The organism is Yoonia sp. I 8.24 (assembly GCF_022096995.1).
Classification (GTDB): Bacteria; Pseudomonadota; Alphaproteobacteria; order Rhodobacterales; family Rhodobacteraceae; genus Yoonia.
Genome location: NZ_JACXGQ010000003.1, coordinates 329,462 through 354,683, shown reverse-complemented (window position 1 = coordinate 354,683; position 25,222 = coordinate 329,462). Strand labels below are relative to the sequence as shown.

At 54.8% G+C, this 25,222-nt stretch carries 23 protein-coding genes and 1 tRNA gene; 16 read left to right on the top strand and 8 right to left on the bottom strand.

Going from position 1 to position 25,222, the window contains the following annotated elements:
- Positions 1-133 precede the first annotated feature (133 nt).
- Positions 134-1,270, bottom strand: a complete 1,137-nt coding sequence (locus Yoon_RS07525; RefSeq protein ID WP_238111508.1) for an anhydro-N-acetylmuramic acid kinase — start codon at positions 1,268-1,270, stop codon at positions 134-136.
- A 63-nt stretch (positions 1,271-1,333) separates the two neighbouring features.
- Between Yoon_RS07525 and tyrS the strand changes: the two genes are divergently transcribed.
- The 10 genes from tyrS (at position 1,334) to Yoon_RS07475 (ending at position 11,196) form a co-directional block, all read left to right on the top strand.
- Positions 1,334-2,584 carry a tyrosine--tRNA ligase gene (gene tyrS / locus Yoon_RS07520; RefSeq protein WP_238111507.1) on the top strand — a complete coding sequence of 417 codons (1,251 nt, stop codon included), beginning with the start codon at positions 1,334-1,336 and terminating at the stop codon, positions 2,582-2,584.
- A gap of 183 nt (positions 2,585-2,767) precedes the next feature.
- Positions 2,768-3,565 carry a GNAT family N-acetyltransferase gene (locus Yoon_RS07515; protein WP_238111506.1) on the top strand — a complete coding sequence of 266 codons (798 nt, stop codon included), beginning with the start codon at positions 2,768-2,770 and terminating at the stop codon, positions 3,563-3,565.
- A gap of 51 nt (positions 3,566-3,616) precedes the next feature.
- Positions 3,617-4,867: a sodium:proton antiporter gene (locus tag Yoon_RS07510; protein WP_238111505.1), complete on the top strand. Its 1,251-nt coding sequence runs from the start codon at positions 3,617-3,619 to the stop codon at positions 4,865-4,867.
- Positions 4,864-5,715: a PhzF family phenazine biosynthesis protein gene (locus tag Yoon_RS07505; RefSeq protein ID WP_238111504.1), complete on the top strand. Its 852-nt coding sequence runs from the start codon at positions 4,864-4,866 to the stop codon at positions 5,713-5,715. Before Yoon_RS07510 ends, Yoon_RS07505 begins: the two co-directional genes overlap by 4 nt.
- Entirely contained in the window at positions 5,705-6,661 is a 957-nt protein-coding gene (locus tag Yoon_RS07500; protein ID WP_238111503.1) for a CorA family divalent cation transporter, read from the top strand. Before Yoon_RS07505 ends, Yoon_RS07500 begins: the two co-directional genes overlap by 11 nt.
- A gap of 69 nt (positions 6,662-6,730) precedes the next feature.
- Entirely contained in the window at positions 6,731-7,144 is a 414-nt protein-coding gene (locus tag Yoon_RS07495) for a Fur family transcriptional regulator (RefSeq protein ID WP_238111502.1), read from the top strand.
- 97 nt (positions 7,145-7,241) lie between these two features.
- Entirely contained in the window at positions 7,242-8,132 is an 891-nt protein-coding gene (locus Yoon_RS07490; RefSeq protein WP_238111500.1) for a DMT family transporter, read from the top strand.
- A 40-nt stretch (positions 8,133-8,172) separates the two neighbouring features.
- A complete protein-coding gene (eno, locus tag Yoon_RS07485; RefSeq protein ID WP_238111499.1) occupies positions 8,173-9,450 on the top strand; it encodes a phosphopyruvate hydratase in 1,278 nt (425 codons plus the stop codon).
- Positions 9,451-10,186: 736 nt separating this feature from the next.
- Positions 10,187-10,780 carry a GNAT family N-acetyltransferase gene (locus tag Yoon_RS07480; protein WP_238111498.1) on the top strand — a complete coding sequence of 198 codons (594 nt, stop codon included), beginning with the start codon at positions 10,187-10,189 and terminating at the stop codon, positions 10,778-10,780.
- Complete coding sequence (locus Yoon_RS07475; protein WP_238111497.1) at positions 10,777-11,196, top strand: cupin domain-containing protein; 420 nt, start codon at positions 10,777-10,779, stop codon at positions 11,194-11,196. The genes Yoon_RS07480 and Yoon_RS07475 overlap by 4 nt, the downstream gene beginning before the upstream one ends.
- Here the strand turns inward: Yoon_RS07475 and Yoon_RS07470 are convergent.
- The 7 genes from Yoon_RS07470 to pdxH all read right to left on the bottom strand — a co-directional run bounded on the left by Yoon_RS07470 (position 11,193) and on the right by pdxH (position 18,439).
- On the bottom strand, positions 11,193-11,978 hold the full coding sequence (locus Yoon_RS07470) for a TIGR00266 family protein (protein WP_238111496.1): 786 nt from the start codon (positions 11,976-11,978) through the stop codon (positions 11,193-11,195). The genes Yoon_RS07475 and Yoon_RS07470 overlap by 4 nt on opposite strands.
- A gap of 216 nt (positions 11,979-12,194) precedes the next feature.
- Positions 12,195-12,428 carry a hypothetical protein gene (locus Yoon_RS07465; protein WP_113775959.1) on the bottom strand — a complete coding sequence of 78 codons (234 nt, stop codon included), beginning with the start codon at positions 12,426-12,428 and terminating at the stop codon, positions 12,195-12,197.
- Positions 12,428-16,054 carry a vitamin B12-dependent ribonucleotide reductase gene (locus Yoon_RS07460; protein WP_238111495.1) on the bottom strand — a complete coding sequence of 1,209 codons (3,627 nt, stop codon included), beginning with the start codon at positions 16,052-16,054 and terminating at the stop codon, positions 12,428-12,430. The genes Yoon_RS07465 and Yoon_RS07460 overlap by 1 nt, the downstream gene beginning before the upstream one ends.
- A 547-nt stretch (positions 16,055-16,601) precedes the next feature.
- Positions 16,602-16,678, bottom strand: a tRNA-Pro gene (locus Yoon_RS07455).
- Between the two features lie 41 nt (positions 16,679-16,719).
- Positions 16,720-17,196, bottom strand: coding sequence for a DUF192 domain-containing protein (locus tag Yoon_RS07450; protein WP_238111494.1), 477 nt, complete (start codon positions 17,194-17,196; stop codon positions 16,720-16,722).
- Positions 17,193-17,720: a cold-shock protein gene (locus Yoon_RS07445; protein WP_238111493.1), complete on the bottom strand. Its 528-nt coding sequence runs from the start codon at positions 17,718-17,720 to the stop codon at positions 17,193-17,195. The genes Yoon_RS07450 and Yoon_RS07445 overlap by 4 nt, the downstream gene beginning before the upstream one ends.
- 113 nt (positions 17,721-17,833) lie before the next feature.
- Positions 17,834-18,439 carry a pyridoxamine 5'-phosphate oxidase gene (gene pdxH, locus Yoon_RS07440; protein WP_238111492.1) on the bottom strand — a complete coding sequence of 202 codons (606 nt, stop codon included), beginning with the start codon at positions 18,437-18,439 and terminating at the stop codon, positions 17,834-17,836.
- 155 nt (positions 18,440-18,594) lie between these two features.
- Here pdxH and fabI point away from each other — a divergent pair, with 155 nt between their 5' ends.
- The 6 genes from fabI to trpE all read left to right on the top strand — a co-directional run bounded on the left by fabI (position 18,595) and on the right by trpE (position 25,204).
- Complete coding sequence (gene fabI, locus Yoon_RS07435) at positions 18,595-19,401, top strand: enoyl-ACP reductase FabI (protein WP_238111491.1); 807 nt, start codon at positions 18,595-18,597, stop codon at positions 19,399-19,401.
- Between the two features lie 2 nt (positions 19,402-19,403).
- Entirely contained in the window at positions 19,404-20,018 is a 615-nt protein-coding gene (locus Yoon_RS07430; protein WP_238111490.1) for a LysE family translocator, read from the top strand.
- A 24-nt stretch (positions 20,019-20,042) separates the two neighbouring features.
- On the top strand, positions 20,043-20,549 hold the full coding sequence (gene gpt / locus Yoon_RS07425; RefSeq protein WP_113775965.1) for a xanthine phosphoribosyltransferase: 507 nt from the start codon (positions 20,043-20,045) through the stop codon (positions 20,547-20,549).
- A gap of 60 nt (positions 20,550-20,609) precedes the next feature.
- Positions 20,610-21,785 carry an aminotransferase gene (locus Yoon_RS07420; protein WP_238111488.1) on the top strand — a complete coding sequence of 392 codons (1,176 nt, stop codon included), beginning with the start codon at positions 20,610-20,612 and terminating at the stop codon, positions 21,783-21,785.
- Between the two features lie 65 nt (positions 21,786-21,850).
- The gene (locus tag Yoon_RS07415; protein ID WP_238111487.1) at positions 21,851-23,689 is read left to right on the top strand and encodes a peptidylprolyl isomerase; all 1,839 of its coding nucleotides are present in this window, start codon (positions 21,851-21,853) and stop codon (positions 23,687-23,689) included.
- Between the two features lie 6 nt (positions 23,690-23,695).
- A complete protein-coding gene (gene trpE / locus Yoon_RS07410; protein ID WP_238111486.1) occupies positions 23,696-25,204 on the top strand; it encodes an anthranilate synthase component I in 1,509 nt (502 codons plus the stop codon).
- Positions 25,205-25,222: the final 18 nt, after the last annotated feature.

The window sequence follows — 25,222 nt, the reverse complement described above, 5'->3', positions numbered from 1 at the left end:
CTACTCTTTTATGGACATCGTTCAATACCGTCTCACAGCCCTGTGAATAGGGTCAGCGAAAAAGAGCTAATTGCCATAAAAACAAGGCGAATATCCGCACAACCAAATCACTTCGCCGTGAAGCGCAAGGCGTTTACAGGTCGAGCGAAACACCAGCACTCTGCTCGAGCGGTGAATCTGTCGGTTTCGCGACTCGCCCCCCGGAAACGGGCGCGGCAACCCCGGTTGTTCCGGGGGCGGACAAAGACAATCCGCGCGCCACACGCACGGCTAAAAACGCAAAAGCTTGCGCTTCAAGCATATCACCGTTCATACCGACGGCCTCGACCGGCACGACGTCAGTTTGCAATGCACCCGAGATCGCGCGCATCATCGCCGCGTTATTTCGCCCGCCGCCGCAGACCAATAGTTGGGTTGTTGGTGCCGGGCATTGGGCCACGGCATGAGCCACGCTTGCCGCCACAGCTTGTGTCAGTGTCGCGACCGCATCGGCATCAGAAAGATGAGCCACACTGTCGATCAAGCCAGAAAACGCATCCCGATCCAGTGACTTTGGTAAAGGGCGCGCAAAATAAGGATGCGTTAGAAACTGAGCGATAATTTCCGCGTCGGCGGTACCCGTTGCCGCCAAGGCCCCGTCTTTATCATAGGCAACACCACGGCGCGCCTGCATTACATCATTGATGGGCGCGTTTGCGGGGCCCGTGTCAAAGGCGACCAACGCCCCGGGCTCTGCGGGATCATCATAGTGCGGATCGACCCAAGTAATGTTGCCGACACCGCCAAGGTTCAAAAATGCAACCGGGGCTGTCGCCCCAATCCATTTCGCCAATGCAAAATGATAAAACGGAGAAAGCGGCGCACCCTGCCCACCTGAAACCACATCCTCGGTGCGAAAATCCCAAGCGACAGGAATATCCAAGGCATCTGCCAAATGCTGACCGTTACCGCATTGGTGTGTGCCGCGCCCACCCGGGTCATGCGCCAATGTCTGCCCATGAAACCCTGCGATATCAACATCCTCAAACGGGGCCATCACGGCGATATGGGCGGCCTCGACCACTTTGGCGCATTCGATGACATCATTATCATGCCAACGCCCCAGATGCCCGCTTAGTACCGCACGTTCTGCATCAGTATAGGCGCGATAATCGATGGGGCCAAAACCTGCGATATTGATCCCATCAGTGTCCAGCACAGCCGCATCGACCCCGTCCAAAGACGTGCCCGACATCGTGCCAAGCGCACGCATAAATCCAGATTTCAACATAGACTTTCCCTTGGGCCGTGACCTGACTATAGAGTGCACCGAGACCACCGCAGGAACAAGCCAATGACCTACCATCCGAAATCTGAATTTATGTCTGTAATGATGTCGCGCGGCTTTTTGGCCGATTGCACAGATTATCAGGCGCTTGATGAGGCGCTCTCCAACGGTGTTGTTCCTGCCTATATCGGCTTTGATGCGACGGCAAAATCATTGCACGTGGGATCGCTGATCCAAATCATGATGCTGCGCTGGCTTCAAAAAACGGGCCACAAACCGATTACCCTGATGGGCGGCGGCACGACAAAGGTGGGCGATCCATCGTTTCGCGCAGATGAGCGCCCGCTTTTGGGGCCTGAGCAGATCGACGCCAATATCGCAGGTATCCGTCAGGTTTTTTCTGCTTACCTTGACTACTCGGATGCACCAAATGGCGCGATGATGATCAATAACGCCGAATGGCTGGACGGGTTGAATTACCTTGATTTTCTGCGCGACATCGGGCGGCATTTCTCGATTAACCGGATGCTTGCGTTTGAAAGCGTGAAATCGCGGCTCGACCGGGAACAATCGCTGTCCTTCCTTGAGTTCAACTACATGATCTTGCAGGCCTATGATTTCCTAGAGCTGAACCGCCGCTACGGCTGCGTGCTGCAAATGGGTGGATCGGACCAATGGGGCAATATCGTCAACGGGATCGACCTAACGCGCCGTGTGTTGGATCATCAGATTTTTGGCCTGACATCGCCGCTATTGACCACATCTGACGGCAAAAAGATGGGCAAATCGCAATCTGGCGCGGTTTGGCTGAACCCTGAAATGCTGTCACCCTATGAATTCTGGCAGTTCTGGCGCAACACAACCGATGCCGACACGGGCCGTTTCCTCAAGCTCTACACAGAACTGCCTGTCGAAGAATGCGACCGTCTGGGCGCGCTCGAAGGATCTGAGATCAACGCCGCGAAAATCATCCTCGCCAATGAGGTCACAACCCTGCTGCACGGGGCCGAAGCGGCGCAAGCCGCCGAAGCCACTGCACGCGAAGTGTTTGAAAAAGGCGGTGTTGGCGATGACCTACCCACTGTGACCCTATCGGTGGATGATTTGGGCGATGGCATTTCCATCGTGCAATTGTTTGTGCGCGCAGGTCTGTCCAAAAGCGGTAAAGACGCTAAGCGTTTGATCGGCGAAAACGGCGCACGTTTGAACGATGCCCCTTTGGAAAACCCCGGCTTGATCATTGATGCGGACGCACTGGCAACCCCGATCAAGCTGAGCGCTGGGAAAAAACGCCATGCTTTGGTTCAACTTGGCTAAAGCAACAGTAAATCCACTGTAAACAATGTGATTCCCACGGGGAATGAAATGAGGGCGGCCACCATGGCCGCCCCCAATGCTGTTGGGCGAGGTGGGGGCGCAATCACGCCTGCGACAGAGTTGGCACGTTTTTTCATGGCATCATTAACCACGTCTTAGGTTTCCAATGGCTTAACACAGCCTATGATTTTGCCGTTGCAACAACATCCGCACTACAGACAGGCACTCCGCCGCGTTGGCGCGACAGTAACAACCGCAGATATCCCCGGCGCAGCCCCCGTGCAGGTGATCAAACGTTTTGGTATCGCCTTTGCGCCGCGCGGGCCAATTTGGACCGCCCCGCCTGACGCCCACGCGCTCCGCACAGCGCATTTACGTTTGATCAATAGCAACGGCGGCGACCGACAAGCCCTGCGCAAAGCTGGATACCGCCAAATCATGACCCCCGCGACCGTGGCAGAACTCGCGCTTTCAACGGATCAAGACGTTATGGCCGCGCAGATGCACGGCAAATGGCGCAACATTTGGCGCGGCGCACAAAAACAGCCATTCAATATCAAAAGCACCCCGTTTGATGCACTGGTGCATCAATGGTTGCTCGATGCCGATCTGCTGCAGCAACGCGAAAAACGCTTTCGTGCCCTGCCCCATAGTATCATCAAAGCCTATGCAGATATTGCACCCGATGACGTCTCGGTCTGGACCGCCGCGCGTGGGAATACTCCAATCGCAGCGATGCTATTTCTGCGCCACGGCGGCTGCGCCACCTATCATCTGGGCTGGACAAACGCATTGGGGCGCCAATCTAGGGCGCACCATCGGATACTGATAGCGGCAAGTATGTCATTGGCACGCAGCGGCGTCCGACAACTCGATTTGGGGTCTGTCGACACCTATCACGCGCCCGGCCTCGCCCGGTTCAAACTTGGCTGCGGCGCAACCGCGCGGCAATTGGGAGGAAGCTGGCTGAAGATATTCTAGCCGGGCGTGCGGCGACCTGTTAACAATTGCCGAAGGCCATAGGATATATTCATGACACTCTTGCAAATTACATCGCTTCTCATTGTTCTTGCAGGGGCGTTTGGGTCGATCAACTATCTGTTTTTACGGCTTCCTGCGGCGATTGGCATTTTGGTTGTTTCATTGCTCGCGTCGTTTTGTGTCATGATCCTTGATTTCGCGATGCCAAGCTTTGGGCTGGAAGACACGGTGCGCAATACTGTGCTGAGCATCGATTTTTCTGATGCGCTGCTCGAAGGCATGTTGGGGCTGTTACTGTTTGCCGGGGCGTTGCACGTCAAAATCTCAGACCTGCGCCGCGAATGGGTGCCTGTCGCACTGATGGCTACCATCGGGATCGCCCTATCGACCACGATTGTTGGCTATGGCTTTTCTTGGCTCACGGGCATGCCGCTTCTGACGGCATTGGTGTTCGGATCGCTGATTTCACCCACGGACCCAGTGGCTGTATTGGGGGTTTTGCGCGAAGCGGACCTGCCGAAATCGTTGGAAACAAAGATCGCTGGCGAAAGCCTGTTTAACGACGGCGTTGCCTATGTGGTTTTCTTGATCCTTGTTGGGTTGGCCTTTCCACATGGTGACAGTCATGGCAGCGGCGCCGCGGCAGCGATTGAGCTGTTTGTCCAAGAAGCATTGGGCGGCGCGGTGCTGGGCGTTGTTCTTGGCTGGTTAACCTTTCGGGTGATGCGCCGGATTGATGATTATTCGCTCGAGGTTCTCATCACGCTTGGCCTTGCGTTTGGCGGTTACGAATTGGCGGTTTATCTGCATGTGTCCGCCCCCATCATGGCGGTTTGCGCTGGGCTGCTGATTGGCGATGTGGGGACAAAATTTGGCATGTCCGAAGAAACCCGGCTTTATGTCGATGCTTTCTGGAAACTCATCGACGAGATTTTGAACGCCGTCCTGTTCTTGATGATCGGGGTAGAGGTGTTTGCCGTGGCGTTTGACACTAGCTTTATCGTCACCGGCGTGGCCTCCATCGCGCTGGCGCTTGTCGCGCGTTTGGCGGCGGTTGCGGTGCCGGTTCTTATGCTTAAACCCTTTCGCAGCTTTTCGTCCGGGGTAATCCCCATCATGACTTGGGGGGGCCTGAAAGGCGGGATATCTGTGGCGCTCGCCCTCTCCTTGCCCGATAGCGAATGGAAACCGCTGATCCTGACTGCGACCTATGTCGTCGTCGTGTTTTCAATCATCGTCCAAGGGTTAACCATCACGCGGGTGGCCGCAAAAGTCGGCCGCGAACCGGAGCTGCCGCAATGACCGATTATCTTGTCTACGACGTGTTCACCCAAAGCCGCTTTGGCGGTAACCAACTGGCTGTGATTCCGGATGCGCGCGCCATTCCCGAAGGTGACCTTCAACAAATCGCCCGTGAATTTAACTTTTCGGAAACCACGTTTGTCTACCCGCCCAATGATCCCGCACATACGGCCAAGGTGCGCATATTTACCCCGACGATGGAGATCGCCTTTGCCGGGCATCCGACAATTGGCACCGCAATCGCGCTACGCGACCAAGGGCATAGCGGGGAAATGGTGCTGGAACTTGGGGTCGGCCCAATCCCCTGTTCCTTTGCAGGCGATACCGCGTCCTTTGTAACAAGCGCAGCGCTTGAACGGATCAGCTTGCCTGATGTTGCCTTGGTTGCAGCGGCGCTGGGGCTGCCGGAAACGGCCATCGACACAACGACCCACCTGCCCGTGCAAGCGAGCCTTGGGCTCACGTTTGTGATTGTCGCATTGGATAGCGCAGATAGCCTTGCGGCCTGTGCGCCCAATCTTGATGCAATACGTGAAGGTGCGCAAAAACACCCCGCCAGCTTAGATTTTGCGATCTATGCCTATGTGCGTGAAGGCGGCCAGATCGATGCGCGCATGTTCGCCGCTTTGGATAAAATCCCAGAAGACCCGGCCACAGGCAGCGCCGCAGCCACATTGGCGGCTTTATTGACTGAAGTTCTGGACGCACCCCAAAACCTGACGATCACACAAGGCGTCAAGATGGGGCGCCCGTCACTAATCACAGCGACCACACAAAACCAACGCCCCGCCCCTGTAACGATCAGCGGCACCGCAGTGCGCGTGATGGAGGGGCGGCTTGTTACCTAACCCATTACACGCCTATGACATTGGCCTGGACGGCACATCCGCCCCCGCCGGTGCGATTTCCACTGAGGTGGACGATAAGATCGCCTATCGCTGGCTGCATTTTGATCTTGCTGATCCGCATCTGCGCGCATGGTGTGATGACGCGCTGCCGCCACGCGCCGCGCGCGCATTGTTGGCCGCAAAGACCCGCCCGCATATGGACGATGACGAAAAAGGGATCGTGCTGACACTGCGGGGGATCAACCTGAATGACGGGCAAGAGCTTGCGAATATGGTGTCGCTCCGGCTTTGGATCACCCCGCGTTTGGTGATCAGCGTGCGCAGATTGCCGGTGAAGACAGTAGATACGCTTGCAATACAAATTGCCGATGGCGATTGTCCTGCGGCCCCTGGCAATCTCATCACCCGTATAGCCGAAGACATCGTTGAGCGGGTTGAAAAAGTGTCAGTCGATCTTGAAGAACGCGCTGACGCGATGGAGGACGGCGTTTACCAAACCGGGGCCTCCGATGTGCCCGACCTGTTTGACCTGCAACGCACCGCCATCCGTTTGCGACGCCACATTGGGCCGCTAAAGGATGCGCTGGGCGCTTTGGCAATCAATCACGGTGGGGTTTTGACCGACAGTTTGCGCAACCGTATGCGCGACACGGCCAATCGCGCGATGCGCTCTGTCGAAGAAGTCGAAGAGGTACGCGACCGGCTGCGCGCCCTTTCCGCCCATATCGACATCACCCAAGAGGCGCGGATCGCGCGCAACGGTTATACGCTATCTGTTGTGGCGGCGATTTTCCTGCCGCTCAGCTTTATCACTGGGCTGTTGGGGGTCAACGTCGGCGGCATGCCTTGGGTGGACCATCCGGACGCATTTTTGATCCTTTGCGCGCTCATGGTGGGTTTGGGGGCCGCGACCTATGCGATCCTACGGTGGATCAAGTGGTTTTAGATCCGCGTCACGGCTGGAAACCCGCTGGCTTTAACGGTATCTACCCTATGACCACAGACCGAGTTGCCGATGAAATCCACAATTCTTGAACGTTGCGAAGCCAATGGCCTGCGCATGACCGACCAGCGCCGCACCATTGCGGGCGTGCTTGAGGCTGCGACTGACCATCCAGATGTCGAAGAATTATACGCACGCGCCTCGGCTGAGGATGCGGGCATTTCGCTTGCCACCGTGTACCGGACCGTCAAACTGTTCGAGGAAACCGGCATTCTTGAAAAGCATGAATTTGGCGACGGGCGTGCCCGTTACGAAGCCGCGGACCGGGACCATCATGACCATCTGATCGACATGCATTCAGGCGAGGTGATCGAATTCGTGGACCCTGACATCGAAGCCCTGCAAGAACGGATCGCCGCCAAACTGGGATATGAGCTGAAGGGCCACCGGTTGGAGCTATACGCCGTACCAATCAAAAAAGGGTAGACCCCGCCCAAAACCATGCTGATTTGATACGATCGTGGCTTTGCATTGGAAGCAAGCAGGCGTATGCGATTCAAGACATTCCGATCGAGGCGCACAAATGGACAATATTCGCGGCAGCATCTTGATGGTCGCAGCCATGCTTGGCTTCGCCTTTGAAGACATGTTTATCAAACTGATCGCGGATGCGTTGCACGTCGGGCAAATCCTGATGATCTTAGGCGCGGGCGGTGGTGTCATATTTGCCGTTCTCGCGCAGCGCTATGGGGATGCATTGTGGTCGCGCGATCTGCTGCATCCTGCTGTGCTTATTCGCAACGTCGGTGAAGTCATTGGCACCTTTGGGTTTGTGACAGCGGTCGCGCTGACCCCCATTTCATCAGCTTCGGCGATTTTGCAGGCAACCCCATTGGCGGTCACGATAGGTGCGGCGCTTTTCTTGGGCGAAACTGTCGGCTGGCGACGCTGGGTTGCGGTGACAATTGGATTGGGGGGCGTCTTACTTGTGTTGCGTCCGGGCCTTGATGGGTTTGACGCGAATTCCTTATTTGCCGTGCAAGGCGTCATTGGGCTTGCGATCCGCGACCTTGCCACCCGGCGCGTGCCCAGCACCGTCACATCACGACAGATTTCGACATATGCGTTCCTAATCTTGGTCCCGATGGGGGCAATCGTGCTATTTGTCAGCGGCACAACGCCTGTGATGCCCGGCCCAACAGATATCGCACGGCTTGGCGGTGCAGTGCTTGTTGGGGTGATCGCCTATTACATGCTGGTCGGCGCAACGCGGATTGGGCAGATGTCATTGATCGCGCCCTTCCGCTACACGCGGCTTGTCTTCGCGCTCGCCATTGGGATCATCGTCTTTGATGAAACGATCGATGCGTTGACCCTTTTGGGTGCTGCAATTATTGTTACATCCGGCATCTACACTCTTTGGCGCGAAGCCCGGTTGCGCCGCACTTCCCTTGCGTCAAAACCCACGCTATAGAACACATGATACCGCTAACATACCAGCTACGGAGCACAAAATGAGCACCATCATCGATATCCACGCCCGCGAAATTCTTGACAGCCGGGGGAACCCAACCGTTGAGGTGGACGTGATCCTTGAAGATGGCACTATGGGCCGTGCAGCTGTGCCGTCTGGCGCCTCAACCGGCGCGCATGAAGCCGTTGAAAAACGCGACGGCGACAAAGCCCGTTACATGGGCAAAGGTGTGCTCGAAGCCGTAGCAGCCGTAAATGGCGAAATCGCCGAAGCGATCCTTGGCTTCGATGCGACTGAACAGGTCGCTATCGACATGGCGATGATCGAACTTGACGGCACCCCGAACAAGGCCCGCCTTGGCGCGAACGCAATCTTGGGTGTCTCTATGGCCGTGGCCAAAGCGGCCGCAGATTTCACAGCACAACCGCTATTCCGCTATATCGGTGGCACATCCGCCCGCACCCTGCCCGTGCCGATGATGAACATCATTAACGGTGGCGAACATGCGGATAACCCGATCGACATCCAAGAATTTATGATCATGCCCGTATCCGCCGCAAATATCCGCGAAGCGGTGCGCATGGGGTCCGAAGTGTTCCATACGCTGAAAAAAGAACTGTCCACTGCCGGCCACAACACAGGCATCGGCGACGAAGGTGGGTTCGCGCCCAACCTTGGCTCTACACGCGAAGCACTTGATTTCATTATGACATCGATTGAAAAAGCGGGCTACAAACCGGGCGAAGATATCTATCTCGCGCTTGATTGTGCAGCGACGGAATACTTTAAAGACGGCAAATATGAAATGGTTGGTGAAGGCGTGTCACTCACGTCTGAAGAAAACGCCGCCTACCTTGCCAAGCTCGCCACCGACTACCCGATCATCAGCATCGAAGATGGCATGGACGAAGATGACTGGGACGGCTGGAAAGCCCTGACCGACATGATCGGCGACAAGGTGCAGCTGGTCGGTGACGACCTGTTTGTGACCAACCCTGCCCGTCTGGCGGACGGTATCGCCAAAGGCTCAGCCAACTCAATGCTGGTCAAGGTCAACCAAATCGGCACGCTGACAGAAACCCTGCAAGCCGTTGATATGGCGCACCGTGCACAGTTCACCAATGTGATGTCACACCGTTCTGGCGAAACCGAAGACGCGACAATCGCAGACCTTGCGGTCGCCACAAACTGCGGCCAGATCAAAACCGGCTCGCTGTCACGCTCTGACCGTCTGGCGAAATACAACCAGCTGATCCGCATCGAAGAACTACTCGGCGAAACAGCGACTTACGCAGGCCGTTCGATTCTAAAAGGCTAAATAACTGCCCCGCGCACCGGTTGGTTGCGCGGGGTAACCTTCCCGATACGCAATTCTGACCAAATGATCACAAATTTCGTAGGCAGTTCAACCATTTGGAAAATTGATGTTTAAGAGTTTTTTGAACAACCCGCATAATTATCCGATGGAAATCGACGAATACCCTAACCTGCAAAGCAAGACTTCTAGCTTCTTTAACAGGTTCACGTTGCCCTTCACGGCCGTGCTGTTCATATTTGGAAGCCTTGTTTATTCTGGTCTTATTGGCATCAAATTTCTCTATTACCCAGAATTGATCATAAGAATCTGTGAATCTTGCGAGATTCGGCACAGAAATCTTCAATCAATTGATGGTGCATCCGGTGATATCTACCTTGCGGTATTACCATGGAGTTTGATCGCATCAATAATATCAACAGGCGTGTACCTCACTATCTACCTGCGTGAATGGAGAGCATCTGGGGGCTATGTCCCCATGAATTGGCGGGCCATCTTTGGTGTTCTCATCAATATTTGTATTCTTTGGATCACATATTGGGTTTTGTTTTCTCCTAGTATAGTTTCACTCGAAAGAAATTCGTCAAACGTTTATTTCTTATCGACATATCCAGCATATCCAATTTTCGTTGGCATTGGCTCAGGTGCCGTTGCCTATTTCCTACTATCCATACTAATTTTCGCTATCAAACTAGCAAAGCAAACTCGTGATCGGTTTTACTAATTGGAAGTAGATATAGTGATAAACCCCGGCTTTCACCAAATTCCGCGCGGCATGGTCGCAACAATTGTAACCTACCTCGAGATGACGTCGCCACCGCAGGCTGCTGATGCTCCGCTACCGGCGGGATATGCGTTTCATCGACACACGCATGCCGCGCCGGATTGGTATCGAGGCATGTTTCGGGCCGTGGGCGAAGACTGGCTTTGGCTCTCGCGGCTCAAGATGGATGATGACGCGCTAACGGCCGTGCTGCACCACCCTGATTATGAACTCTGGACGCTTCAACATCATGGCGCGGATGTGGGGCTGGTCGAGATTGATCACCGTACCGCAGACACAAGCGAATTGGCGTTCTTTGGCCTGATTCCAGCTGCGGTCGGCAAAGGATTGGGGCGCGCGATGATGGGCCATGCGCTTTCGCGCGGGTTTTCACGCCCCATTCAACGGATGCATCTTCACACCTGTACCTTTGACAGCCCGCAAGCATTAGGGTTTTACCGCCGCTCTGGATTTAAAATAATCCTGCAAAAGGTTGAAGTTGCAGAGGATCCACGGCTCGCGGGTCAACTCCCGATCACAGCCGCCGCGCATATTCCGGTGCTCAAATGACAGCTGATGCGATCATTAAGAAGCTGAACCTACAGCCCCATCCGGAAGGCGGCTACTATCGTCAAACTTGGATTGCAGAAAATAACGGGCGACCAACAGGCACTTGCATCTATTTTTTGCTGAAAGATGGCGAAAGCAGCCATTGGCACCGTGTTGATGCGACCGAAATTTGGCTCTATCACGCTGGCGCGCCGATTATGCTAAGCCTATCCGCCACCGACCAAGGGCCAGCGGTCGATCATATCCTAGGTCCGGATGTGTTGGGTGACCAAGCCCCGCAAATCATTGTGCCAGAAAATCACTGGCAGGCCGCAGCCACAACGGGTGATTGGACATTGGTCAGCTGCACCGTGTCGCCGGGGTTCGATTTTGCCGGGTTCCACCTTGCAGAACCCGGCTTTGACATCCCGCGTTAGCGGTCGCCGAACATATCGCCAAGACCGCCCAAAACCGATCCTTCGCCCTTGTTGCCGCCCGGCCCTGCCGCGCGCAGAATGCGATCAGCGAGGCGCGAGAATGGCAGGCTTTGCAGATACACTGTGCCGGGGCCGCGTAGCGTGGCAAGAAACAAGCCTTCGCCGCCGAACACCATAGATTTGAGATTGCCCGCACGTTCGATGTCGTAAGTCACACCTGCGTCAAACGCCGCGATACACCCCGTGTCGACGCGCAACACTTCACCCGGTTGCAATTCGCGTTTGATTACCGTGCCGCCGACGTGAATGAATGCCATGCCGTCGCCACGTAGACGCTGCAAGATAAACCCTTCACCGCCAAAGAACCCAGCACCCAGTTTCTTTTGGAACGCGATATCGGTTGTGGTGCCAAAGGCCGCACATAGGAACGCATCTTTTTGACAGATCAATTCACCGCCGACAGTGGTCATATCGACGGGGATAATTTTACCGGGATAAGGGGCCGCAAATGCCACGCGCTTTTTGCCCTGCCCGTCGTTTGAAAAGTGCGTCAGAAAGATTGATTCGCCGGTCAACACACGTTTACCCACGTTCAAAAGCGCGCCCATCACGCCCTTGGTTGGCGTTGTCCCGTCACCCATTTTGGACACGAACGCGATGCCGTCTTCCATGTAATTCATGGCGCCCGCTTCGGCGATCACTGTTTCTTGCGGGTCTAATTCCACTTCGACGATCTGCATATCATCGCCGAAAATCTCATAATCAACTTCGTGGCACTGCATTGAAAAATCTCCTAAAATTTACTTTTCATATCATAGAATAGCTTCAAATTATCACAAAGGCACGAAAACCATACCTTGTTGAAAATCACGCAAAAAAAAGGAGGGCATTGCCCCCCTAAAGTCTTGCTGATCAGGCTCAGTATTTATACCGCTCTGATTTTTTGCCTGTGGCCTGATCGGCACCAAGGGCGAACGCATCCGCCCCGGATTACTGTGTTAATGCATTGAAAACACGGCGCGGCAGGCTCCGTTTTCAGTTTCAATTGCATCAACGGAATAAAGTGCGTTCATCGCGGAAGCCCCAAGGAATGCGACCGCCATGTTATTGGAAAACGCATCGGTGAGCGGCCCTGCAGCATCGGGCGCAAACTGCGCCTCGACACTGCGTCCACGCAAGCGGATTTCATTGGCATCACAGCGGATGCCCGCAATTTCGAACGCATGTTCCATCAGCTACAGCCCGATGTGCCGCCGCAGGTGTTGCATTTCATGCAAGTCCCGTTGCGCACCAATGTGTAGTTGCCGCATTCGCCGCAAGGATCACCCTCATAGCCCTGCATTTTTGCCTTATCACGGGCCGAAATGCTGACAGTCCCTGTGCTGATTGCGGTTTCAGAGGTGGTTTCGGTGGCGATTGTCTGCACAGAAATCTCTGCGGTTTCTTCGCTCGCTCCGCGCATAACGACCAGATCATTTGGCATCCGCTTACGCAGGTAGCCTGTCGATGAAATCTGCTTGAGCACTTCCAATGACCGTGACGCCGCGGTTTCTGTTGGGGTTTGTACGTTTGATACCCCTTCTTCCTCGCCGCGACCGATGTCGTCAAACGCCGCCCCTTCGGGTTTCACATGCGCCAAATCGGTGCGATCCAGATAAGACACCGCCAATTCGCGGAAGATGTAATCAAGGATCGAGGTCGCGTTTTTGATGCTGTCGTTGCCTTGGACCATGCCCGCTGGTTCAAACTTGGTGAATGTGAACGCATCGACGAACTCTTCGAGCGGCACACCGTATTGCAGCCCAACCGATACCGCGATGGCAAAGTTGTTCATCATCGCGCGGAACCCGGCACCTTCTTTGTGCATGTCAATGAAGATTTCACCAAGGTTACCGTCTTCGTATTCACCGGTGCGCAGGTATACTTTGTGGCCGCCAACGATCGCCTTTTGCGTATAGCCTTTGCGGCGTTGTGGCATCTTTTCGCGTTCGCGGTTGCGGACCTCTTGGATGATGACCTTTTCAATCACCTTTTCGGCCAGAACGGCAGCCTTTTCCTGCGGTGTCCCGGTTTCAAGTGTTTCCGCTGCCTCATCATCATCTTCGACCAAGGCAGAGGCCAAAGGCTGCGACAGTTTTGATCCATCGCGGTACAGTGCGTTTGCCTTTACACCCAAAGACCATGACAATTCATAGGCCTTTTGGCAGTCTTCGATTGTCGCGTCGTTTGGCATGTTGATCGTTTTAGAGATCGCACCAGAGATAAACGACTGCGCTGCGGCCATCATATAGATGTGGCTATCAACGCTCAGATAACGTTTACCTTTTTTGCCGCATGGGTTGGCGCAATCAAAGATGTTGTAGTGCTCTTCTTTGAGGAATGGCGCACCTTCGAGCGTCATTGTCCCACAGACGTGGTCGTTTGCGGCCTCAATGTCTTGCTTGGAATAGCCAAGGTGACGTAGCAAATCGAATGTTGGGTCGTTCAGCTTTTCAGCCGGGATGCCCAGCGTCTTGGTGCAGAAATCTTCGCCCAAGGTCCATTGGTTGAACACGAAACGAATATCGAAAGCAGAGGCAAGCGCCGCTTCGACCTTGTCAATTTCTTCTTGGCCAAAGCCGTGTCCAATCAACGAGGTATGGTTAATCGCGGGCGCTTGACCGATGGTGCCGTGACCGACTGCGTATGAAATGATCTCTTCGATCTGCGCCGGGCCATAACCGATTTTCTCAAGCGCTGCGGGCACAGATTGGTTGATGATCTTAAAGTAGCCGCCGCCTGCGAGCTTTTTGAATTTCACCAGTGCAAAGTCAGGTTCAATCCCTGTTGTATCGCAATCCATGACCAAACCGATGGTGCCAGTTGGCGCGATCACCGATACTTGGGCGTTGCGGTAGCCGTGCTGTTCGCCCAGCTCCAATGCTTCGTCCCATGCAGACACGGCCAATGCGATCAAACGCTGATCGGGGCAGTTTTTATGGTCGAGTGGAACAGGTTTGACGTCCAGATTGTCGTAACCTGTCGTTTTACCCAAGGCCGCCTGACGGTGGTTTTTGATGACGCGCAGCATATGTTTCGCGTTTTTCGCATAGCCCGGGAATGCACCCAATTCGCCAGCGATTTCGGCGGAAGTTGCATAAGACACACCTGTCATAATCGCCGTCAGCGCCGCACCCATAGACCGTCCTTCGTCGCTGTCATAACCAAAGCCCATGTTCATCAAGAGCCCGCCGATGTTGGCATAGCCAAGGCCAAGCGTGCGGAAGTCATAAGACCGCTGCGCGATTTCTTTGGATGGGAACTGCGCCATCATCACAGAGATTTCCAATGTCACTGTCCACAGGCGTGTGGCGTGCATGTAGTCTTCGACTTGGAATTCACCGTCTTTGTAGAATGTCAGCAGGTTCATCGACGCAAGGTTACAAGCCGTGTCGTCCAAGAACATATATTCGGAACAAGGATTTGAACCGCGAATTTCGCCATCTGCGGGGCATGTGTGCCAGGCGTTGACCGTGTCGTGATACTGAATGCCCGGATCGGCACAGGCCCATGCGGCATGACCCACTTGTTCCCACAGATCGCGGGCTTTGATGATCTTGGCGACCTCACCATTTTTGCGGTTGATCAGCTTCCAATCGGCGTCGTCTTCGACAGCCTTTAAAAAAGCATCGGTGACGCGGATCGAGTTGTTGGAGTTTTGACCAGAGACCGATGAATAGGCTTCCGAATCCCAATCGGTGTCATAGGTTGGGAATTCAATGCTGGTGTGGCCCTGCTTTGCGTAATCCAGCACACGTTTGATGTATGTCTCTGGGATCGCCGATTTTTTCGCCGCGCGCACAGCCTTGGCCAATGCGTCATTCGACTTGGTATCATAAGCGCCATCTGCGGTACCATCCCACGCTTGGATCGCCGCAAAGATGTCATTCAGGTAGCGTTCGTGCATCTTAGACCCGGCCACGATGCTGGCAACTTTTTGTTCCTCGATGACCTTCCAGTTGATGAACTCTTCGATATCAGGGTGATCGGAATCGACGATGACCATTTTGGCAGCCCGGCGCGTCGTGCCGCCAGATTTGATCGCCCCTGCGGCGCGGTCACCGATTTTGAGGAACCCCATCAAGCCAGATGACTTACCGCCCCCTGACAGGGGCTCTCCTGCGCCGCGCAGAGATGAGAAGTTGGTGCCGGTGCCGGATCCATATTTGAACAGACGCGCTTCGCGGACCCAAAGATCCATGATGCCACCTTCGTTGACCAAATCGTCTTCGACTGATTGGATAAAACAGGCATGCGGCTGCGGGTGCTCGTAGCTAGAGGCAGATTTTGTCAGCTCACCCGTTTGATAATCCACGTAGTAGTGGCCCTGTGCTGGCCCATCGATACCATATGCCCAGTGCAGACCCGTGTTGAACCACTGCGGGCTGTTGGGTGCCGCGCGCTGCGTCGCCAACATATAACGCATTTCATCGAAATAGGTGCGCGCGTCTTCCTCGGATGAGAAATAGCCGCCCTTCCAGCCCCAATAGGTCCAAGCGCCGGCCAGACGGTCGAAAACTTGCTTGGCCGATGTTTCGCCGCCAAACGTCGCGTCTTTGCCAGGAACAGACCGCCAAAGGAAAGAGGGCACGCCCTTTTCTTTCACCTTTTTGAGTACAGAAGGCACACCCGCTTTACGGAAGTATTTCTGCGCAATCACGTCAGAGGCAACCTGGCTCCAACCGCCCGGAATTTCACAGTCATCAAGTTTAAACACAATTGTGCCGTCAGGATTGCGAATCTCTGACGTCGTGGATTTGAACTCCAGCGCCGCATATGCATCTTGATCTGATTGTGTGAAATTACGTTCGATTTTCATCTGTCTGCCCCTGATTTTATCGACATGCTGACGTTGCAGCAAAAAACTTGATCCCAACCACTTACGCGGTACCTAAAACATGCATCCGGGGGTCCAATTGGCCGCAAAAATCCTGTCAGGCCGAAGCCTGAAACACGCATATATTTGCAAATGGCATGACGCCCGCCTGAAGAACCGCCCCCGGTTAAATCGACACCACATATTGTGCACCATCGATCTGCCCGCACAAACTGGCGCATCTAGCCCTAGTGGGTCAACGCATTTTTAACACAAAATACAGATTAAAATAGTTGACGGCCCCTTTCCGCCACATTGGAAAATGGTGCACCGATTCATCCCCCGTTTTGTCCACAGAATCTTAATTGCTGTGCAAAACCAGAAAGCCGTTTGGTTCGGCTGACTTAGTAAAAATTCTTAACAAATCAAATGAAGCATATCCCCCGGAACCATCCATGGCGGGGCGATACTGCGCGTAAATATGGGGCGAAAATGGAACCGCCGGACGACCTTGCGGCGATCCGACGTTCAGGTCCAAACTTGGACTTAGTGGTCGGGGCGGAGAGATTCGAACTCCCGACCCTCTGTTCCCAAAACAGATGCGCTACCAGGCTGCGCTACGCCCCGACTGCGCTTTCTCTAAACGCGGTGAACTGATTTGAAAAGACCTAATCGTCACTCTTTTCATCACAAGGCAAAATTGCTTGTGCGCCAAAGCTGGGATGCTGCAAAACATCGCCCGCCACGATCCCTAAACGCGAAGAAAGCCCCCCGTTTATCTCAAGAACCATCTGCACGCCGTCACCACCGGGAATCGGTGTCGTATCAAGCGGCACCGCGTTTTCGTGAATCGCGAGGATTTCACCGTCTGGGGCGACAAATAGCATATCAAGGGGAATCAATGTGTTACGCATCCAAAAGCTAACGCTTTGAGGATGTTCATAGACAAACAACATGCCCGTCATAATGGGCATCTGTTCAACAAACATGAGGCCTTGGGCGCGTTCCGCATTGTCGTCAGCGACTGTGACGTGGAAATGCGCCTGCCCCCAATCGCCACCTACGGTGACGCGATCAGGCGAACAAGCCGCCGATGCTGCTTGGGCGCAGAAGGCTAATCCAATAACGGCAAACGCAGCTCTCACCGGGCCGCAACTTCCCAGCCGACGACTTCTATTGCCATCCGGCCACGTTCGCCATCAACGAGCCGCAGCCCGATCGCCTCGCCCGATTGAAGATCGGATAGGCCTGACCGGCGCAATACCTCGATATGGATAAAGACATCATCGTCATTGCCAAAGATATTCGCAAAGCCAAATCCTTTGGCCTTGTCGAACCATTTCACGCGCGCGGGTTCTATGGCACGCAATGCAATGTCTTCTGGCGAAAATTCTTCCATGTCTTTGAGCGGCACCGCAGTTTCCATCTCTGGCGGCGTAATCGATAACACCTCGGTCGCTTGCAGCCCACGTTGCGTATCTTGCACGGCAATCTCGATCACCGACCCGTCAACAACGGACCCTTGCCCAAAGTTGCGCAAAACATTGGCGTGCAGCAAAATATCGGACCCGCCTTGGTCAGAAACAACAAAGCCGAATCCCTTTGCTGGGTCAAACCACTTTACCAATCCTATGACACGTTGCTGGTCCGTTGTGCCCTGCGTTTCCATTCGTCTTCCCCTCAGGCACAACTCACGTTGCCCCTGTTCATTCTTAATTTTTTGTCCCGATCGCAACCAAATACCAAACTAGCTTTAACCATACATTTCATTCAGCCCAAAATCTATGGGCATAATCTTTCTATGTTCCACGGCTCCTTAACCGTATTGCGCGACCAGCGAAACCGGTCATGCAACCTAAATGCGCCATCAGACCAAAACTCGATCTCAACTGGCACAATCCGAAACCCGCCCCAAAAAGGCGGTCGTCCCGGGTCCGCCCCCTGTTGCGCTGTAACTTTCGCGACCTGCGCCATCAACGCAGTCCGCGATGACAAAGGCTGCGACTGATGCGATGCCCAAGCCCCTAGCCGACTTTTGAGCGACCGAGACTTATAGTATACGTCAGCAATTTCGCCGTCCTCACGAACGACTGTTCCACGTACCCTAATCTGCCGCGCGAGCGACTTCCAGTGCAGAACAAACGCGGCTTTTCCTGCCTGCTCAATCTCTTGCGCCTTGCGGCTTTCATAGTTGGTGTAAAACACAAATGCAGCCGGCTCAATCTCCTTAAGCAAGACCATACGGACGTTAGGTAAACCTGTTGCATCCACGCTCGCAAGTGCAATCGCATTCGGATCGGTCGGTTCGCTCACGCGTGCGGTATCAAGCCATTGACGTGCAATAACAAACGGGTCTTCGCCCGCAAAAATGCCGTCCCTGTCTGCCATGTCGAAACACACTCCAAAAATCACCTCGATAGGCTTAGGGTCAATCCGACGGTCTGGCAACCTCTTTAGACCAATTGCTCAAAAGCTTGCTGCCAACTGTGCAATCGCCTAAACGAGGCTAACTTTTTATTTATGCAGCCAAAGGAATTGCAGCAATGACGTCACAGCTGATGAAGGGCAAACGCGGGCTTATTATGGGTCTTGCCAACGATAAATCCATCGCTTGGGGGATCGCAAAATCATGTGCTGACGCCGGGGCTGAGCTTGCATTTTCCTACCAAGGGGATGCCCTGAAAAAGCGCGTAGATCCGCTGGCCGCCTCCTTGGGGTCCGACATTGTCTTGCCCTGTGATGTTGGTGATGAAGCGTCGATCGATACATTGTTCGCCGCGCTGGAAGAACGTTGGGGCAAGCTGGACTTCGTCGTACATGCCATTGGCTTTTCGGACAAAAATGAGCTGCGCGGACGCTATGTTGATACCAGCCGCGACAACTTCCTCATGTCAATGGATATCTCGGTTTATTCGTTCACTGCTGTCGTGAACCGCGCCGAAAAGATGATGAACGATGGCGGATCATGCCTGACACTTACATATTACGGCGCCGAAAAAGTCATGCCGCACTATAATGTCATGGGCGTCGCGAAAGCAGCACTTGAAGCATCGGTGCGTTACCTTGCCGAAGATCTGGGCAAAGACAACATCCGCGTGAACGCAATCAGCGCAGGTACGATCAAGACTTTGGCCGCATCCGGCATCGGCGATTTTCGGCTCATTATGAAGTGGAACGAGTATAACGCGCCATTGCGTCGTACTGTGACCCAAGAAGAAGTCGGCAAGTCCGCGCTCTATCTCCTGTCTGATTTGGGGAGCGCTGTAACCGGCGAGGTGTTGCACGTCGACGCTGGCTATCATGTGGTTGGCATGAAAGCGGTCGACGCGCCGGACATTTCGAAGGACTAACGATGACATTCGCGGCCTTCGGTACGATTTGGCTTTTGCATGCGCTGGCCGCGATCAGCCCCGGTCCCGCCGTGGTGATGTCTGCGCGCACGGGTGTTATCGAAGGCATGCGCACCGGTGCCATGCTCGCAGTGGGAATCGGGATCGGCGGGGCGATTTGGGCGCTCTTGGCACTTTGCGGGTTGTCGTTTGTGTTTCAGACCGCGCCCGCATTGCTCGTCTTGCTAAAAATCTGCGGCGGCGCCTATTTGATTTGGATGGCTTGGAATCTGTGGCGCACGGCCGATGCGCCCTTGGATATCGGGGTTCAAGACGCCCCGCCGCGCAGCACTGCCTCTGCGCTTCGACTTGGCGTGATCACGCAGCTCGCAAATCCGAAACCTGCGGTTCTGATTAGCGCGATTCTATTGGGGACGGTCCCTGCGGGCACAAGTCTATGGGCCTATCTGGCGATCTTGTTGATCATCTTTGCCAATGAAACCCTTTGGAACATTCTTGTCGCGCGCATTTTTTCGCTTGAAAGATCGCGCCAAGGCTACATAAGCCTCAAATCTATCATTGATCGCTGTTTTGGCGCGACTTTGGCCCTGCTTGGTGTCAAGATCGCTGCCACATAGCCGCCGCCCATAAGGAAAGTAACGATGACCGACACACGCCTGCCGCATGAAAAAGGCTTTCACATCAGCTGGGATCAAATCCACCGCGACAGTCGGGCGTTGGCATGGCGTCTTGATGGCAAAGGGCCCGATGATGGGGCGTGGAAAGCCATTGTCGCAATTACACGTGGCGGTATGGCCCCAGCGATGATTGCGGCGCGCGAATTGGATATCCGTACAATCGATACAATCAGCGTCAAAAGCTACGACCACCAAGACCGCTCAGAGGCGAAAGTCCTGAAAGCTCCGGACGCCGAATTGATGGGCGACGGCACAGGTATCTTGATTATCGATGATCTGGTCGACAGCGGCAAAACGCTTGAACTGGTGCGCGAGATGTACCCAAACGCGCATTTTGCAACGGTCTACGCGAAACCAAAGGGGCGGCCACAGGTTGACACTTTTATCACCGAAGTCAGCCAAGACACGTGGATATTCTTCCCTTGGGACATGGCGTTGCAATATGTCGAACCCTACCGTGGGACAGACTAGGCCCGCAGCGCAGGCCAATCAAATATGACTTGCGGCGCAGCCGCTCAATTGGATCAGACCATGACACAGCCCCGCACAGCGACAACATTTGCCCCGCCCGTGATGGAGGCCCGCCGCTGGCTTGATGGGGTAACTCACCCTGCCGACCGGCCGCTTTTGAACGTTAGCCAAGCCGCGCCCGTTGATCCGCCCCCCGCCCCGCTGCGCGAAGCAATGGCGCTGATTGTTTTGAACAATCCCGATGCACATCTATATGGGCCGGTTCTGGGCCTGCCCGCGTTGCGCGCTGAAATCGCGACGCGCTGGTCGCATTCGTATGGCGGGCATGTCACGGCGGATCAGGTCGCCATCACCTCTGGTTGCAATCAAGCCTTCGCCGCCGCGATTGCCACGCTCTGCGCCGAGGATGACGAGGTCATCATCCCTGTTCCCTATTATTTTAATCACCGTATGTGGTTAGATATGTCAGGCGTAAAAACAGTACCCTTACAAACCGGGCCCGGCATGATCCCTGATGCAAAGGCCGCAGCGGCGTTGATCACGCCGCGCACCCGTGCAATCGCACTGGTCTCTCCTAATAACCCGTGTGGCGTGGAATATCCGGCCGCAACACTACGCGCCTTTCTCGAACTGGCTCGCAAACACGGGATCGCCTTGATCGTCGATGAAACCTACCGTGACTTTGATAGCCGCAGCGGTGCGCCGCACGATCTGTTTGTCGATCCAAATTGGGACGACACGCTGATCCAGCTCTATTCCTTTTCCAAAGCCTACCGCCTGACCGGGCACCGTGTTGGTGCAATCGTCGCGAGCGCGGCACGATTGGCTGAGGTTGAAAAGTTCCTTGATACGGTCGCTATTTGTCCCAACCAATTGGGCCAACATGCAGCGCTTTGGGGGATGCAAAACCTTGACGCATGGCTTGCTGGCGAACGCTTAGAGATTTTGGACCGCCGCGCCGCGATTAACGACAATTTCGCGCAGATGTCTGCAAAAGGATGGGAGCTTTTGGGGTGTGGCGCCTATTTTGCCTATCTCAAACACCCGTTTGCTATGTCATCGGCCGATCTCGCCCCGCTTTTGGTGCGTGATGCGGGGGTGCTTGTGCTGCCCGGCACGATGTTCATGCCCGATGATCTACCCGGCGGCGAAACCCAAATCCGTGTCGCATTTGCCAATATTGACCGCGTGGGCGTTGAAACCTTGTTCAATCGCCTGTCAAACCTGTCTTACTGACCCTTGCACCCACCTGCCCGGGGCCGTATTCATGGCCCAACACAAGGGCGGAGCACGCAAGAACCATGTCAGAAAAAAAGAAAAATCGGGTTGGTCCATTGATCATCGTTGGTGTTGTGCTTGTCGGCATGGCGGGCTTTGGCTCTGGCGGGTTCACCGGAAACATCAGTAGCCTTGGCACAGTTGGTGACAAAGACGTGCCGATCAACGCCTATCAGACCGAACTCAACCAACAGATTTCGGCGATTTCCCAACAATTTGGGGCTCAAATCACTTTCCAACAAGCCGTTGGTTTTGGCATCGACCGTCAGGCCTTACAATCTGTGATCCTCAACCGAACCCTTGACAATGAGGCAACCCAGCTTGGGCTGTCCGTTGGTGACGAACGCGTTTTTGATCAGCTCAAAGCGATCCCTGCCTTCCAAGCGGGAAACGGGTTTAACGCCGATAGCTACCGCCTGTCACTGCAACAATCCGGTCAATCCGAAGCCGCGTTTGAAACTAGCCTGCGCGATGAGATGTCGCGCACATTACTGCAAGGTGCCGTTGTGAGCGGCGTGCCGACAATGGATGTTTTTGGCGAAACCCTGATTGGCTTTATTGGAGAAGAACGCAGCGCCACATGGGCCGTCGTTGACGCCGATATGCTGGTTGCACCCCTGCCCGGCGCAACCGATGAACAAATCCAAGCCTATTATGACGCAAACCCTGCGGCGTTTACCCTGCCCGAAACCCGCGACATTACCTATGTCTGGATCACGCCTGACATGATCCAAGATCAGATGGATGTCACCGACACCGCCATTGAACAGCTGTACCAAGACCGGATCGCGGAATTTATGCAGCCCGAACGCCGACTGGTTGAGCGTTTGGTCTACCTTGACGCGGCCAAAGCAGATGATGCCCGCACGCGCCTTGACGCCGGTGAAATCACATTTGACGAACTGGTGGCAGAACGCGGTCTGACGTTGAACGATGTTGATATGGGCGATGTTGACCAAGAAGAGCTGCGCGCTGCAGGCGAAGCGGTTTTTGCGGCCGTCGCAGGCGATGTGGTTGGCCCGTTCAATTCACCGCTTGGGCCTGCAATTTTCCGAATGAACGCGGTTTTGACGGCACAAGAAACCTCGCTTGAAGAAGCCACATCGCAACTGCGCGATGAATTGGCTGCCGATGCCGCGCGCAGCGTGATTTCCGACAGCACAGACGTGATCCTTGATCTTGTCGCGGGTGGGGCCACGCTCGAAGATTTGGCCGAACGCACAGATCTGCAACTTGGCACCATCAATTGGACAGCCGATATCGCAGAAGGTATCGCAGCCTACGACAATTTTCGCGACGCGGCTGCGGCGGCACAGGAAGGTGCCTTTGCTGAGTTGATTGATTTGGCCGATGGCGGTGTCTTTGCACTGCGCCTTGACGGAATCACCCCGCCGACTGTGCAGCCGTTGGATGATGTCCGCGCCGATGCCGAACAAGGCGCCGAAGATAAAATTCAGCAAGACGCAGTGCTTGAACTTGCAGAAACTTTGGCTGCGGACATCCAACCGTTGACCGGGTTCGATACGGTCGGTTTGGTCCCAGAAATCATCGAAAACCTGACCCGCACCGGTTTTGTTGAAGGCACGCCAGCCACATTCAACGAAACCCTGTTTGAAAGCGCGGTGGGTGATGTCACGGTACTAGACGCGGGCGACCGCGCCGTGATCTTGCGGCTTGATGCGATTGCCGCACCCGATACAACGGATGAACTGACAGCGGCACAAATCGACAGCATCGCGCAAAACGCAACCCAAGCCATCGCGCAAGACATCTTCGCGGCCTACGCAACTGCGCTGCAAGAAGACACAGACGTGAATATCAATCAGGCTACCGTGGACGCGGTCAACGCCCAGTTCCAGTAGGTCACCATGTCGCTTTTACCCGATTACGATAGCTTCGCCCGCGCATATGATGCGGGCGAAAATCAGGTTGTTTATACCCGTATTGCAGCAGATCTGGACACGCCTGTGTCCTTAATGCTCAAACTGTCGGGCGCAGGCAAAAACGCCTTTATGCTTGAAAGTGTGACGGGCGGCGAAGTCCGTGGCCGTTATTCGATTATCGGCATGAACCCTGATTTGGCTTGGGAATGTCGCGGCACCACGTCGCGCTTGAACCGCAATGCGCGTTTTGACGATGCTGATTTTCAACCGATGGAAGGCGACCCGCTGACAGCGCTGCGCACCTTGATCGCAGAATCGCGGATTGCACTGCCAGATGATCTGCCTGCCGCCTCGGCCGGGTTATTTGGGTATTTGGGTTATGACATGATCCGGTTGGTCGAACACCTGCCCGATGTGAACCCTGATCCATTGGGCCTGCCAGATGCAGTGATGCTGCGCCCGTCTGTGGTTGCCGTGCTGGATGGGGTGAAAGGCGATGTGATCCTTGTGTCCCCCGCCTATGTGAATTCCGACCTGAATGCGCGCGCAGCCTATGCGCAAGCCGCTGAACGGGTCATGGATGCGCAGCGCGCGCTAGAACGCCCTACCCCCGGCGATGGCCGCACATTGGCAGATCCAGCCCCGGTTACCCCGCCACAATCGAATTTCAGCCATAGCGCCTATCTTGACGCCGTTGAAACAGCCAAAGAATATATCCGTGCCGGTGACATTTTTCAGGTTGTCCCCTCGCAGCGCTGGACCCAAGATTTCCGTGAGCCGCCCTTTGCGCTTTATCGCAGCTTGCGGCGCACGAACCCGTCGCCGTTTATGTTCTTCTTTAACTTTGGTGGTTTCCAAGTCATCGGGGCAAGCCCTGAAATTTTGGTACGCGTGTTCGGTAATGAGGTGACCATTCGCCCCATCGCAGGCACACGCCCACGCGGTGCAACGCCCGCGCAAGACAAAGCGAATGAACTCGATTTGCTTGCCGATCAAAAAGAACTGGCCGAGCATTTGATGCTGTTGGATCTGGGCCGCAACGACACCGGCAAGGTTAGCAAAATCGGCACGGTCAAACCCACCGAAGAATTCATCATCGAACGCTATAGCCATGTGATGCATATCGTTTCGAACGTCGTCGGTGAATTGGCCGATGACCAAGACGCGCTATCCGCCTTTTTTGCGGGGATGCCAGCGGGCACAGTCTCTGGCGCGCCAAAAGTACGCGCGATGGAAATCATCGATGAGCTCGAACCCGAAAAACGCGGTGTTTATGGTGGCGGCTGCGGTTATTTCAGCGCCAATGGCGATATGGATATGTGCATCGCGCTGCGTACAGCCGTGCTACAAGATGAAAAGCTCTATATCCAAGCGGGCGGCGGTGTTGTCTATGACAGTGATCCTGAAGCCGAGTACCAAGAGACCGTGCATAAATCGAACGCAATCCGCAAAGCGGCTGCCGATGCCACGATGTTCAAGCCCGGTGGCAACTGATCCAAACGTATAGGTGGA